This window comes from Streptomyces sp. NPDC085931 (assembly GCF_044540565.1).
GTDB lineage: Bacteria > Actinomycetota > Actinomycetes > Streptomycetales > Streptomycetaceae > Streptomyces.
Genome location: NZ_JBITSK010000001.1, coordinates 490317 through 503040 on the forward strand (window position 1 = coordinate 490317; position 12724 = coordinate 503040).

Annotated in this window: 11 protein-coding genes; 3 read left to right on the plus strand and 8 right to left on the minus strand. The window is 73.6% G+C overall.

All coding sequences use genetic code 11. The features are described 5' to 3' along the window. Window positions 1–741 carry a sirohydrochlorin chelatase gene (locus tag ACIGAN_RS02075; RefSeq protein ID WP_399854469.1) on the plus strand — a complete coding sequence of 247 codons (741 nt, stop codon included), beginning with the start codon at window positions 1–3 and terminating at the stop codon, window positions 739–741. Window positions 742–765: 24 nt separating this feature from the next. Here the strand turns inward: ACIGAN_RS02075 and ACIGAN_RS02080 are convergent, their stop codons facing one another. Next, on the minus strand, window positions 766–1575 hold the full coding sequence (locus ACIGAN_RS02080; RefSeq protein WP_399854470.1) for a GvpL/GvpF family gas vesicle protein: 810 nt from the start codon (window positions 1573–1575) through the stop codon (window positions 766–768). Window positions 1576–1717: 142 nt separating this feature from the next. Further along, on the minus strand, window positions 1718–2272 hold the full coding sequence (locus ACIGAN_RS02085; protein ID WP_399854471.1) for a DUF1697 domain-containing protein: 555 nt from the start codon (window positions 2270–2272) through the stop codon (window positions 1718–1720). Between the two features lie 340 nt (window positions 2273–2612). On the opposite strand from ACIGAN_RS02085, the gene ACIGAN_RS02090 reads away from it, so the two are divergent. After that, window positions 2613–4862: an MMPL family transporter gene (locus tag ACIGAN_RS02090; protein ID WP_399854472.1), complete on the plus strand. Its 2250-nt coding sequence runs from the start codon at window positions 2613–2615 to the stop codon at window positions 4860–4862. Window positions 4863–4919: 57 nt separating this feature from the next. Here the strand turns inward: ACIGAN_RS02090 and mgt are convergent, their stop codons facing one another. The 4 genes from mgt to ACIGAN_RS02110 form a co-directional block, all read right to left on the minus strand. Continuing rightward, window positions 4920–6125 carry a macrolide-inactivating glycosyltransferase gene (gene mgt, locus ACIGAN_RS02095; RefSeq protein WP_399854473.1) on the minus strand — a complete coding sequence of 402 codons (1206 nt, stop codon included), beginning with the start codon at window positions 6123–6125 and terminating at the stop codon, window positions 4920–4922. Between the two features lie 77 nt (window positions 6126–6202). After that, window positions 6203–7477: an ABC transporter substrate-binding protein gene (locus tag ACIGAN_RS02100; RefSeq protein WP_399854474.1), complete on the minus strand. Its 1275-nt coding sequence runs from the start codon at window positions 7475–7477 to the stop codon at window positions 6203–6205. Continuing rightward, window positions 7477–8310 carry a carbohydrate ABC transporter permease gene (locus ACIGAN_RS02105; protein WP_399854475.1) on the minus strand — a complete coding sequence of 278 codons (834 nt, stop codon included), beginning with the start codon at window positions 8308–8310 and terminating at the stop codon, window positions 7477–7479. The genes ACIGAN_RS02100 and ACIGAN_RS02105 overlap by 1 nt, the downstream gene beginning before the upstream one ends. Further along, window positions 8307–9251 (minus strand): carbohydrate ABC transporter permease, encoded by a 945-nt coding sequence (locus ACIGAN_RS02110; RefSeq protein WP_365088152.1) that lies wholly within the window; start codon window positions 9249–9251, stop codon window positions 8307–8309. Before ACIGAN_RS02110 ends, ACIGAN_RS02105 begins: the two co-directional genes overlap by 4 nt. Window positions 9252–9408: 157 nt before the next feature. Between ACIGAN_RS02110 and ACIGAN_RS02115 the strand changes: the two genes are divergently transcribed. After that, the gene (locus ACIGAN_RS02115; protein ID WP_365738449.1) at window positions 9409–10272 is read left to right on the plus strand and encodes a phosphotransferase enzyme family protein; all 864 of its coding nucleotides are present in this window, start codon (window positions 9409–9411) and stop codon (window positions 10270–10272) included. A 16-nt stretch (window positions 10273–10288) separates the two neighbouring features. On the opposite strand, the gene ACIGAN_RS02120 is transcribed toward ACIGAN_RS02115, so the two are convergent. Beyond that, window positions 10289–11011, minus strand: coding sequence for a 3'-5' exonuclease (locus tag ACIGAN_RS02120; RefSeq protein WP_399854476.1), 723 nt, complete (start codon window positions 11009–11011; stop codon window positions 10289–10291). 130 nt (window positions 11012–11141) lie between these two features. After that, window positions 11142–12413, minus strand: coding sequence for an SAV2148 family HEPN domain-containing protein (locus ACIGAN_RS02125; RefSeq protein ID WP_365088213.1), 1272 nt, complete (start codon window positions 12411–12413; stop codon window positions 11142–11144). Window positions 12414–12724: the final 311 nt, after the last annotated feature.

Sequence of the window (12724 nt, forward strand, 5' to 3'; positions counted from 1 at the left end):
ATGACGAACCGGCCCGTTCTCCTCGTCATCGCCCACGGCAGCCGCGACCCGCGGCACGCCGCGACGGTGCACGCCCTGGTGCGCCGGGTGCGCTCGCTGCGCCCCGACGTCCGGGTGGAGACCGGGTTCCTGGACTTCAACGTGCCGTCCGTGCGGGGCGTGCTGGAGTCCCTGGCGGTGCAGGGCGTGCGCGAGGTGGTCGCCCTGCCGCTCCTGCTCACCCGCGCCTTCCACGCCAAGGCCGACATCCCCGCGGTCCTGGCGGACGCGCCCGCGCAGCTGCGCATCCGCCAGGCGGAGGTGCTGGGCCCCTCGCCGCTGCTGCTGGCGGCCCTGGAGCGGCGCCTGTACGAGGCGGGGCTGACGCCCGCCGACAAGTCCTCGACCGGGGTCGTGCTGGCCTCGGCGGGGTCCACCGACCCGGAGGCGATCGCAGTGATCGCAGACATCGCGCGGGAGTGGCGGCACACCGGCTGGTGCGCCGTGCGGCCTGCGTTCGCCTCCGCACCCCTGCCGCGCACGGAGGACGCCGTCCGCGCGCTGCGCGCCCTCGGCTGCGCCCGCGTCGCCGTCGCCCCCTACGTCCTGGCCCCCGGCTTCCTGCCCGACCGCATCGCCCGGGGCGCTGCGGAGGCGGACGTCCTGGCGGACGTGCTGGGCCCGGCCCCGGAGGTGGCGCGGGTGGTGCTGGAGCGGTACGAGGCGGCGCGGATGCCCGCGTTGACGGCCGTGAGCGCCTGACACCCCGGCCGGTGCCGGGCAGGGCTACGGCGCCGGTTCCGGTTGCAGGGCGAAGGAGTAGGGGGCCCAGGGGCCGCTGACCTCCACCCGGAGGCCGGGGGTGGCGCGTGCGGCCGCCAGGACGCCCGTGCGGAAGGCGTCGACGCGGTCCCGGCGGACGAGGTAGGCGTCGTTGCCCATGTTGGTGCCGGGGGCGGAGCCGGCCAGGCTGCCGCGTTCGGGGGTGTGGGCGACGCGGTCGACCGCGAGGGCGCCGGCGGTCTCGGTGAGGCGGGCGGCCGCTCGGGCGACCGTGCGCCAGGCCTCCTCGTTCCTGCGGTGTCTGCGGCGGCGGATCGCCAGGTAGGCGCGTCCGACCCCGAGGCCAGGGGCCGGGTCCCGGTCCGGGTCCGGGGCGGCTTCGGGTGGGGTGATGTCCGCGGTGGCGTAGATCTTGACGCCGAGTTCGACGTGGCCGGTGAGGCGGTCCAGCAGGGACAGGAAGTAGCCGCGGCGGGTGTCGAGGGCCTGCCGGGCGGTGTCCTCGTCGCGGTAGACGGTGGCCAGCCGCAGCGGGAGGGCGGCGGCGCCGGAGTGGACCAGGGCGGCCACCACCGCGTGGTGGGAGCGGACGGTGGACTCCATCCAGTCCAGGTCGTCGAGGTGGGCCCGCAGCGGCGCGTCGTCGTAGTCGGCGGGCGGGACGTGGCCGACGGCGAAGGCCAGCGGCCCGGTGGCGGGTTCGACCAGGTGGACCGGTTCTCCGGCGACGCCGCGCAGCTGTGCGGCCGCCGCGGCGGCCTCGGGGGTGCGGCGCAGGACCGCGTAGGCGTAGACGAGGGTGGTGTCGGTCATGGATCCGGGCTCCTGTCGCTGGCCGTGCGCGTCCTCTCGCGAGACTCCGTTCTCGTACCGTCCGTCCGGCCGTAGGTACGGCGGTGGCGGCCGAGGTGTTCACGCGGACGGCGTCCCGGCCCGGCGGGCGTTCACCGGAAGGTCACGCCGCGGGGGCCGTCAGCTCCACCAGCTTGAGCACGGTGTTCCAGTTGCGGGTCGTGGCGACCACGCCCCGGGTGACGCGCGGCTTCGCCAGCCGCTCGGCCAGCTTGGAGCGGCCCAGGCCGTTCGGCGCGTACAGGTACAGGGCGCGGTCGCCGAGGCGGAACTCCTCGGGGAGGAAGGCGGCCGGGTCGATCTCCGCGAAGCGGTCGGGGGTGACGGGCGCGGAGAAGTAGGTGACGTGGAGCTGTCCGGGCTCCAGGTCGGCGGCGGGGAACGGGCAGGCGTCGGCGACCGCCCGCAGATAGGCGTGGTCGCGCACGATCACCTCGACGCCGAACCCGAAGTGCCGTTCGATCCCGCGGGCGAGCTCGGCGGCCAGCGACTCCTCGTCGCCGTGCCCGCTGGAGAACACGGCCTGGCCGCTCTGCAGATGGGTGCGGACGTCGTCGTGGCCGAGGTTCTCGATGAGCGCGCGCAGGTCGGCCATGGGGACCTTCCTGGCGCCGCCCACGTTGATCCCGCGCAGCAGGGCCGCGTATCTGGTCGTCATCCGCTCACCTTAGAGCGGCCGTCGTGCCCCGTGGGGGTGGGCACGACGGCCGCGGCGGGCGGCTGCCCGGCCCCGTAAATTACTCACCGGTCACCGTGGCGCACAACCGTCTGCTCAGGATCCACACACCCGGGGAACCGGGCCCGTCTCCCGATAGGTGTAGGGGACCACGGTCGGTGGGTGTCCTCCCCAGTGGGGAGGGGACCGGGTCCGTGCGGATGAGTTCCGGCCGCGCGGCTTCACCGGGCAGCACGACGAGATGGCTTTATCCGGCCCCTACCTTCGACAGGAGAGGGGGCGGCAGGGGGCCGCCGCCGCGTCACGAGGGGGCAAGCCCGTCATGGGGAACCGAGAAACACGGGTGCGGGGCCTCGCCGCCCGGGCCGGCGGCTGGAGCGCCCGGCACCGATGGGCTGCCGTCGGCATCTGGGTACTGTTCGTCGTCCTGGCGATGGGGCTCGGTTCGGCGGCGGGCCGGGTCGACGTCAAGGACAGCGACCAGCTCAAGGGGGAGACGCACACCGCCGCCCGGATCATCGAGGACGCCGGGATCGACGAGCCGGCCGGCGAGACGGTCCTGATCCAGGCCAGGAAGGACGGGCTGAAGGCGACGGACCCCGAGTTCCGGGACGCCGTCACCGCGGTCGTCCGGGCCGTGGGGAAGACGGGCCGGGTCACCGACGTGACCTCGCCGTACGACGCGAAGACGATCTCGAAGGACGGGCGCAGCGCGCTCGTGCAGTTCGACATGCGGGGTGACTCCGACACCGCGGGCGAGCGGGTCGAGCCGGTGCTGAAGGCCGTCGAGGGCGTCCAGCGGGAGCACCGGGCGCTGCTGATCGAGGAGATCGGCGGCGCCAGCATGATGAAGACGTTCGACGACGCGTTCGGGGACGACTTCAAGAAGGCCGAGTACTCCGCGGTGCCGGTGGCCCTGGGCATCCTGCTGATCGCGTTCGGCGCGCTGGTCGCGGCGCTGCTGCCGGTGGCGCTGGCGGTCACCGCGATCATGGCGACGATGGGCCTGATGGGCGTCGTCAGCCATGTCATGCCGATGAGCGACACCGCCAACTCCGTGATGCTGCTGGTGGGTCTGGCGGTCGGTGTCGACTACTGCCTGTTCTACCTGCGCCGTGAGCGTGAGGAGCGCGAGGCCGGGCGGGACGCGCAGACGGCGCTCAGGATCGCCGCCGCGACCAGCGGCCGGGCGATCGTCGTCTCCGGTGTCACGGTGTGCGTGGCCATGGCGGGCATGCTGTTCACCGGGCTCGCCGAGTTCGAGGCGATGGGCCTGGCCTCGCTGATGGTCGTCGCGGTGGCGATGGTGGGCTCGGTGACGGTCCTGCCCGCGCTGCTGTCGCTGCTGGGCGAGCGCGTGGAGAAGGGCCGCATACCGTTCCTGCGCCGGCGCAAGCGGGGCACGGGGCAGGACAGCCGGTTCTGGACGGCCGTGCTGCGGCGCGTCCTGGCCCGGCCGGTGATCTCGGTGGTGGTGGCCGCCGGTGCGCTGCTGGCCGTCGCGGCGCCCGCGCTCGGCATGAAGACCCAGCAGCTCACGCTGGACCAGGAGTTCGGGGACTCGCTGCCGATCGTGCAGACGTACAACCGGCTCAACGAGGCGTTCCCGGGCGGCTCGGAGCCCGCCGAGGTGGTCGTCAAGGCGGACGACATCAACGCGCCGCGGGTGCAGGCCGCGCTCGCCGACTTCCGTGACCGGGCGATCAGTTCGGGTGCCTCGCGCGGTCCGGTGGAGATCAAGCTGCACGACGCGCAGAACGTGGCGTTCGTCTACGTGCCGCTGGTGGGCGGCTCGGACCTGGACAAGGCCGGGGTGAGCCTGGACAAGCTGCGCGACGAGGTGCGTCCGGCCACGCTCGGCGAGGTCGACGGCCTTCAGGCGCCGATCACCGGGCAGGTGGCCGGGTCGAAGGACTTCAACGACCAGCTGGCCGGTGCGGTCGTGCCGGTGTTCGCGTTCGTCGTGGTGTTCGCCTTCGCCCTGATGCTGCTGTCGTTCCGCTCGCTGACCATCGCGCTCACCTCGATCGTGCTGAACCTGCTGTCGGTGGGCGCGGCCTACGGCATCCTCGTCGCGGTCTTCCAGCACGGCTGGGGCGCGTCCCTGGTGGGCGCGGAGGGCGTCGGCGCGATCATCACCTGGCTGCCGCTGTTCCTGTTCGTGATCCTTTTCGGACTGTCGATGGACTACCACGTGTTCGTGGTGTCCCGGATCCGCGAGGCCCGGCTGCGGGGCCTGGAGACGGGCGACGCGATCCGGCACGGCGTGGTCACCACGGCCGGGGTCGTCACCAGCGCCGCGGTCATCATGGTCGCCGTGTTCGCGATCTTCGGGACGCTGTCGATGCAGTCCATGAAGCAGATGGGCGTCGGCCTGGCGGCCGCGGTGCTCATCGACGCGACGATCATCCGCGGTGTGCTGCTGCCGGCGGTGATGGCGCTGCTCGGCGAGCGCAACTGGTACCTGCCGAGGTGGCTGCACCGGCTGCCGGACCTCACCCACGACGAGACGCCGCAGGCGATCGCGGACCCGGCGGCCCGCGACGGCGAGGGCGAGCCCGTCCGGGTCTGAGCACCACCCCGCGCGACGGGGCCCGCCGGTCGCACCGATCGGCGGGCCCCGTCGCGGTCATGCCGCGGTCCGTCCCCCGAGTTCGGCCTCGATGAGGTCCGCCGCGCGGCGGGTGCCGCCCTCCCGGGCCGTCTGCGCCTGGATCTCCTTCAGGCGGCGCGCGACCTCCGGGTCGTCGACCAGGGCGAGCGCCGCCTCGCGCAGGGCCTCGCCGGTCGCCTGCTGCGTCGAAAGGTGCCGGGCGACACCGAGACCCTGCAGCGTCTCGGCGTTGCCGAACTGATCGGCGGCCTGCGGTACGGCGATCAACGGCGTGGCCGTGACCAGGCCCTCCTGGCTGCCGCCCGCGCCGGCGTGCGTGACGAACAGGTCGGCCTGCCGCAGGACGGCCTGTTGCGGCACCCAGGAGTGCACCTCGACGTTGGCGGGGACGTCCGCGAACGAGGCCGGGTCGACGTGCTTGCCGATCGAGAGCACCAGATGCCAGCCGGGCAGGTCACCGAAGGCCTTCACGCACTCCCGGTAGAAGTCCGGCTGCTTGGTGAAGGCGGAGCCGAGGGAGACGAGCACGACCTTCTCCGCGCCGGGCGGCCGCCGCCAGTCGCCCTCGGCCGCCCGGTCGCCCCGGCAGGCGCCGACGAAGGAGTACACGCGCTCGTCGACCCGGTCCGCGTTCGGCTGCAGCGCCTTGGGGATCAGGACGATCGAGCGGTCGGGCCGGCCTCCGAACGCGTCCGGGTGCAGGGTGATGCCGTTCTCCTCCAGCCAGGACCGGAACCGGGCGTAGTAGGCGCGGCCGCGCTCGGTCTTCCTCGGCTCGGCCCACAGGGGCTCGGCGACCTCCTCCTCGTACCCCTCCCAGGCGACCATCGCCGGGGAGAGGGAGACGGCGGGCACGCCCCAGCGGTGGGCCAGGACGCGGCCGGGGTAGGAGGCGATGTCGTGCAGCACGAGGTCCGGCTCGTCGCCCTCGTACGCCGCGATCAGCTGCGGGAGGGCCTGGATCGCGTCGTCGAGGAACGGCTCCACGTTGTCCAGCAGCGTGGTCCCCCACGCCTGCGGGTCGTCGTCGGGCGAGGGCAGGGTCGACGTCCAGGGCTTCACCTCGGCGCCGGTCCGCGCCACCTTCTGGGCGAGGACCGGCGGGATCGCGTACGTCACCCGGTGGCCGCGCGCCACCAGCTCGCGGATCACCTCCAGGCTCGGGTTCACGTGGCCGTGGGCGGCGATGGAGAACATGGCGATGTGCGCGCGCGTGGTCATGCACCGACCCTAGGCGAGACGATACGTCTCGTGCAACTGGCGTCCTATGTTGCCTCCACCCCGTACGGCAGCCGGGGTCATCGCTGGTAGCGGGCGAGGACCAGGTTGCCGTCCTCCTCCAGCCGCTCGCGCAGGGTGGTGCGGCCGATGGCTCCGCTGTAGTACTCCTGCAGGGCCGGAGTCGCCACCTTGTCCTTCCACTCGGGGTAGCCCCGGACCGCTCGGGCGGGCGCCGGGCGCAGGTGGGCGGCCAGGGCCGTGCCGGTGGCCCAGCCGTGGCGCGCGGTGTGCAGGGCGGGGTCCTTCAGCGCCCGGGTGCCGGTGGGCAGCATCCAGTCGCCGAGCGCGAGACGGACCATGTTCTGCGGGCGCAGCAGGAAGCCGAGGAAGGCGGCGGCCTCCTTCTTGTGCGGGCAGTCCGCGGCCACGGAGAGGGTCTGCGGGCTGACGCCCTGGGCGAGTCCGCCGGCACCGGCCGGAGCGGGCAGCACCTGCCAGTCGAAGCCCTCCGGGGCCTGCTGCACGATCTGCTGCCGGTAGGAGAACCCCAGCGGCACCATCGCGTAACGGCCGGCGAAGAGACCGGGCAGGGTGTCGGAGCCGCCGCTGCCCAGGGTCGTGGGCGAGGCGCTGCGGTCGGTGCCGACCTGGTCGCGGATGGTGCGCGGCACGACCTGGTCGGCCGCCTCGAACCGGACCGTCACCTTGCCGTCCGCCCCGCGGTGGAACAACTGCCCGCCCGCCGACAGGGAGAGGTTCAGCGTGGCGGAGACGGGCTCCTTCAGCGGCCAGGCGACGCCGTACCTCCCGTCGCCGCTCAGCCGGTCGGTGATCATGCGGAACTCGCCCCAGCTCCACGGCTTGCGCGGGGTCGGGACGCGTACGCCGGACTCCCTCAGCCAGGTCGCGTTGGCGATCAGCACACGGGGCTCCTGGAGGAACGGCACGCCGTAGACGCCGTCGCCGAACGTCGTGGTGCGCCAACTGCGCGCGGGGATGTCCTCGGTGAGCGCGGCGGGCAGCAGGCCGGTGAGGTCGGCGAGGTAGCCGCCGTAGGCGAAGTCGGCGAGGTCGTCGGCGGCGTCGTGGACGATGTCGGGTGCCTCACCGCCCTCGAAGGCGGTGAGGAGCTGATCGTGGACGCTGTCCCAGGAGCCCTGGACGTACTCGACGCGGACGTCCGGGTGGCTCGCGTTCCACTCGGCGACCAGGTCCCGGGTCGCCTCGACGGACTCCCGCTGCCAGGCCAGGGACTGGAAGCGGAGGGTGATCCGGCCGTCGTCGCGGGTGCCGTCCGGGGAGCAGCCGGCGAGGAGCAGCAGCAGGACGACGGCCAGCAGGCGTGCGCGCATCAGCCCTTCACCGCCCCGGTGAGCGTATTGCCCGTGAGGCGCCGCTGGATGAGCGCGAAGACGACCAGTGAGGGCAGGGTGGTGAGGAACGCGGCCGCCGCGAGCGGTCCGAGGTCGGCGACGCCCTCGGCGCCGACGAAGTGCGTGAGCACCACCGGCAGGGTCTGCTTCCCGGGCGTCTTGAGCAGCACGAGCGCGAAGAAGAACTCGTTCCACGCGGTGATGAACGCGAACAGCCCGGTCGCCACGATGCCCGGCGCGAGCAGCGGCGCGGTCACCGACACCAGGGTCCGTACCCGCCCGGCCCCGTCGACCGCGGCGGCCTCCTCCAGCTCGCGCGGCACGGCCCGTACGTACCCGGTGAGCATCCACAGGGCGAACGGCAGCGCCCACACCACGTACACCAGCACCAGCCCGGGCAGGGAGTCGATCATTCTCAGGTTCTTCAGCACGAGGAACAGCGGAATGATCAGCAGCACGAACGGGAACGCCTGGCTGACCACCACCCAGCCCGTCACCGCGCGGGCGAGCCGGGTACGGCGCCGGGCGGCGGCCCAGGCCGCGGGCGTGGCGATCAGCACCGCGAGGAGGGCCGCCGCGAGCGCGGTGAGCAGGGAGTTGAGGGCGGCCTGCAGCAGCGGCTGCTCGTCGAAGGCCTGCCGGAAGTTGGCCAGGGTGGGGTCCTCCGGAACCCATGCCGGGTGCAGGCCGGCCAGTTCGCGCGGCGGCTTGAGCGCGGTGGAGAGCAGCCAGACGAACGGGAAGGCCAGGAAGACCAGATACGCGAGCAGCGCGGTGTACTGGCCGACGCGGGCCGGGATGCCGGTCCTCATGTGTCGTCACCTCCCCGCAGCCGCCCGGCGAGGAACACCGCCAGGGCGATCGAGATCCCGGCGACCATGACGCAGCCCATGGCCGCCGCATAGCCGAACTGGCCGTAGCGGAAGGCCTCTTCGTAGGCGAACAGCATGGGCAGGCGGGTCCGGCCGCCGGGGCCGCCGCCGGTGAGCACGTAGACCAGGGCGAAGGAGTTGAAGTTCCAGATCAGGTTGAGCGCCGTGACGGCCAGGGCGACGGGCCTGAGGGCTGGCCAGGTAACCGTGCGGAAGCGGCGCCAGGCGCCCGCCCCGTCGACCGCCGCCGCCTCGTGCAGTTCGCGCGGGGTGTTCTGCAGCCCGGCGAGCAGGGCCACCGTCGTCTGGGGCATGCCCGCCCAGACGCCGACGACGAGCACGGCGGGCAGCGCGGTGGCCAGCCCGCTGAGCCAGTCCCGGCCGCTGCCGAGCCCCAGGTCGCGCAGCGTCTCGTTCAGCACGCCCGCGTCGGGGTTGTAGACGAGCCGCCACATGATGCCGACGACGACCTCGGGCATGGCCCACGGGACGATCGCCAGGGCGCGGGCGAGCCGCCGCAGCCGCAGGTCCTGGTTGAGCAGCAGGGCCAGACCGAGGGCGAGCAGGAACTGCGGCACGGTCACCCCGACCGCCCACACCAGGCCGATCCGGAACGACTCCCAGAACAGCCTGTCGTGCAGCAGGTCCCGGAAGTTGAGCGCGCCGATCCACTCGGTGGGCTCGGTCCGGCCCGCCTGGGCGTCGGTGAAGGCCAGCAGGATCCCGTACAGCAGCGGACCGACGCTCAGCACGAGGATGGGCAGCAGGGCGGGCAGCACCAGGAACCAGGCGCCGTGGTCGGCGAGCCGGCGGGGCCCGCCGTCGCCGGGCCGGCGGCCCGCCGGTCTCCTCGGTGGCGACGTGCCGGTCGGCGATGTCACGGAATCACTCCCTCGCGGCTCGGCCGGCCATCTCGTGGCCGTGCAGGCGGTCTGCCTCGCCGGGGCACCTCCTATGCCCCGCGACCTGTGCCGATGCGACACTGATCGGAGGATGGCCGGAACCCGACGGCAGTGGTGCGCACGACGGAGGCGGACGATGGACGAGGCACGGGCACGGGACGTACTGGCGGCGGCGCGGGTGCTGCCGGGCGCGGCCCGCGAGGCACGGCTGCTCGCCCTGGGCGAGAACGCGGTGTTCGCCGCCGGTGACCTGGTCGTCAAGGTCGGCCGCGACGCCGAACTCCTCGACCGGGCGCGCCGCGAACTGGACGTCGCGGTCTGGCTCGCGGAGGCCGGGGTGCCCGCCGTCCGGGCGGCCGACCCGAAGGCGCTGCTGGTCGACGGCCACCCGGTGACCGTGTGGCACCGCCTGCCGGACGCCGTGCGGCCCGCCGAGCCCCGGGACCTGGCCGAACTGCTGCGGGTCGTGCACGCCACGCCGCCGCCTCCCTTCGCGCTTCCGGGGCGTGATCTGCTCGGTGGTGTGGAGCGCTGGCTGCGGCTCGCGGGGGACGCGGTCGATCCCGCGGACGCGGCCTATCTGCGCGAGCGGCGGGACGCGTTCGCCGCGCAGGCCGCCGCGCTGACGCCGCACCTGCCGCCCGGGGTGATCCACGGCGACGCGCTGCCGCGCAATGTGCACGTCGGGCCGGAGGGTCCGGTCCTGGTCGACCTGGAGACGGTCTCCTCGGACCTGCGCGAGCACGATCTGGTCGTGATGGCCCTCTCCCACGACCGGTACGGGCTCCCGGACGAGGCGTACGCGTCCTTCACGCGGGCCTACGGCTGGGACGTCCGGGCGTGGGAGGGCTGCTCGGTGCTGCGCGGCGCGCGGGAGACCGCCAGTTGTGCGTGGGTGGCGCAGCACGCGCCGGGCAATCCGAAGGCGCTGGCCGAGTTCGAGCGGCGGGTGGCGTCCCTCAGGGACGGCGACGAGACCGTGCGCTGGTATCCGTTCTGAGGGCGGGGCGGCCGGTTCAGACCCGGTCGTCCGCCAACTCCCGCAGCGGCCACGCCCCGTCGACGAGCGCGGTGGCGTCGCCCTTGACGCGCAGGAAGCTCTGGAAGTCCGCCGCCCACTGCGCGTACCACTCGATCTGGCGGTGGTGCAGGTCCGCCGGGCCGAGGGTGGCGATCTTGGGGTGGCGGTCGGCTATCGCGCAGGCCAGTCGGGCCGCCGCCAGGGCGTCGGCCAGGGCGTCGTGCGCCGAGTCGAGGACGACGCCGTACTCCGCGCAGACCGCTTCAAGGTTGCGTTTGCCGCGGCGGTAGCGGTCGACCTGACGGTCGATGGTGTACGGGTCGATGACCGGGGCCGGGTCCACGCCGCCCAGGCGGTCGCGCAGGGACGGCAGGCCGTGGCGGCGCAGCTCGGCGGAGAGCAGGGTCAGGTCGAAGGCGGCGTTGTAGGCGACGACCGGCACGCCCGTCTTCCAGTAGGAGGTCAGGACGTCGGCGAGGGCGTCGGCGACCCGGTCGGCCGGTCTGCCCTCGGCGGCGGCCCGTTCGCTGCTGATGCCGTGCACCGCCACCGCGTCCTCGGGGATCGGCACCCCGGGGTCGGCCAGCCACTCCCGGCGCCCCATCGGCTCCCCGCCTCTGACCTCGATCACGGCCGCCGTGACGATGCGCGCCTCGCGCGGATCCGTGCCCGTCGTCTCCAGGTCGAAGCCGATCAGCAGCTCCCGGTGCCAGCCCATGGGCGGGCCCCCCTTCTTGTGGTGCGTTCCCCCAGTGGTCCCCACCTTCCCACGCACCACTGACAATCAGAGGACCGCGTTCCGCTCCGCCCGGCGCCGGCCGCCGAACCGCCGCGGGGCGGAGCGCCGTTCACGACACCGGCCGCGAATCCGCCCACATCACCTCGAACTCCTCGCGGTACGTGGGGAAGAGGCCGCTTTCGTCGGACTCACCCGACTTGACCACCTTGCCGCCGTTGCGCAGGACGAACACCGGGGCCTCCATGCCGCGCGTGCGGCGCAGGTAGTTCTGCACGACCGCGATGCCGTCCGCGCCGTCGCCGTCGACCAGGTAGGCCGTGAAGCGGGGCGTCTCGTCGAAGACCTGGATCTCGAAGGCCCCCGGGTCGCGCAGCCGGGCCCGCACCCGGCGCATGTGCAGGATGTTCATCTCGACGGCCCGGCTGAGCTCGCCGCGCTTGATGCCCAGCTCCCGCTCGCGCCGCTTGACCGCGCTGGAGGCGGGGTTGAGGAACAGCAGCCGCACCCGGCAGCCGGACTCGGCGAGCCGGACCAGGCGGCGGCCGGAGAAGTTCTGCACGAGCAGGTTGAGGCCGATGCCGATGGCGTCGAGGCGGCGGGCGCCGCCGAAGATGTCCTCGGCGGGGAACTGCCGCATCAGCCGCACCCGGTCGGGATGGACGGCGACCACGTCGGCGTACCGGTCGCCGACCAGGTCCTCGACCGCGTCGACGGGCAGCCGGCGCGCGGACGGCACGTCTCCGCCGGCGCCCAGCATCTCCAGCAGCCGGGCCGAGGCCCGCTCGGCCTGGTTCAGCACGGCCTCGGACAGGGCCCGGTTGCGGGAGACCACGTTCCGGGTGACCTCCAGCTCGTCCAGGGCGAGCTCGACGTCCCGGCGGTCGTCGAAGTAGGGCTCGAAGCAGGGCCAGTGCTGCACCATCAGCTCGCGCAGCTGCGGCAGGGTGAGGAAGGACAGCACGTTGTCGTCGGCCGGGTCCAGCAGATAGCCCTTGCGGCGGCTGACCTCGCGCACGGCGACCGCGCGCTGCACCCATTCCTGCCCGGCGGGCCCGGCGGCGGCCACCACCCAGTCGTCGCCGTGAACGGGTTCGTAGACGGGCCGCAGCACCGCGGCCACGACCGCGCGCAGCCGCTGCTCGACGAGGTTCAGCCAGATGTAGGCCCGGCCGGCCCGCTGGGCGCGGGTGCGCACCTCGCGCCAGGCGTCGGCGCCCCAGTCCAGCTCCGGACCGATCGAGCCCGACGCGTCCATCGGCCGTGCCAGGGACACGGCACCGGTCGGGACGTCTGCGGAGTTCCCCTCGTGACCCTCGTCACCAGGGGGCAGCTCCAGCCCTCCCGAGCCCACCCGCGCACCGCCTTCCGCTCCCCTGAGCACTCCCCTTGTCAACGATCAAGGAAGGGTACTCCGGGAGCGGTCGGCGGTGCAGCCCGATGGGCAGCATCGTTCTCAACGGAGCGGCCGCCGCCGTCCGTTCCGCCGCCGGGGCCCGTCCCCCGTGAGCGGATTCATGGCGGTGGAGCGGGGCGCGCGCGCCGCTGCGCGTGAGGTGACCTCGGGACGTGACCGCCTGACGCAGCCGCGTGCCGCGTGCCGCGTGCTGCGTGCTGCGTGCTGCGTGCTGCGTGCTGCGTGCTGCGTGCTGCGTGCTGCGTGCTGCGGGGATCGTGCTTGGTTCGGCCGCGTCC